Below are 795 nucleotides of genomic sequence, written 5' to 3'. Positions count from 1 at the left end.
TGTCGCGGTAGGAATGCCCATTACTGGGCACCCCCCGCACAGATCCCGGCGTGCGCGATTCGCGCACCGGGCTCCTGCCTCAGGTATTTGGCGGTGAACCGCACAACCGGCCATGGGTGAAGGACTCGGGGTGGGGGCAGCCAGTCCCTTTCCAGCCTTTTCATCAGGGCCCACGTAGTACCGTCCTTTTGGCTGCGACGCCGTAGCGCCCGCCGCCAGAGGTCAGTCACATGTGCCCGAAAGGCGCGGAGGGACGGGGTGTTTGTTGGCACGGCGTGGTAGTTGAAGTACCCCTGCACCACTCGCCGCAGCCAGCGCCCCTGTTCCGAGATCGGCTGGTGCCATCTACGTCTCAATTCCTCCTTGATCTCCCGCAGCTTGGCCTGCATCCGGTCGCGCCGGGTGCGCCGCCTGAGCATGAACTTGCCATCTTTGGCCCGTCCACCTATGTGAGTGAATCCCAGGAAGTTGAAGGTCTCGGGCTTGCCCAGTCCCCGCCTGGCTCGATTCTCGGCTGCGAAGCGGCCAAACTCGATCAGACGGGTTTTCTCCGGGTGTAGCCCGAGCGCAAACTGCTCCAGCCGTTGCTGCATGGCACGCTTGAAGCGTTTGGCGTCGTCAGCCTTGTCGAAGCCGACGACGATGTCGTCGGCGTAACGCACGATCACGACGTTTCCCTGAGCGTGGCGCTTGCGCCATTGGTTCGCCCAGAGATCGAAGACGTAGTGCAGGTAGATGTTGGCCAGCAAGGGAGAGATGACAGCCCCCTGCGGCGTACCTTCCTCGGTAGCCGTA

1 protein-coding gene is annotated in these 795 nt (G+C 63.0%); it reads right to left on the bottom strand.

Annotated elements, in window-relative coordinates; genetic code table 11:
• Positions 1-20: 20 nt before the first annotated feature.
• Positions 21-795 (bottom strand): reverse transcriptase domain-containing protein (locus AC1RKI_RS30075; RefSeq protein ID WP_492798439.1); only part of this gene is annotated, 775 nt, incomplete at its 5' end.

Source organism: Cupriavidus sp. GW822-FHT06G04 (assembly GCF_058799075.1).
This window is presented reverse-complemented; position numbering and strand designations above follow the sequence as displayed.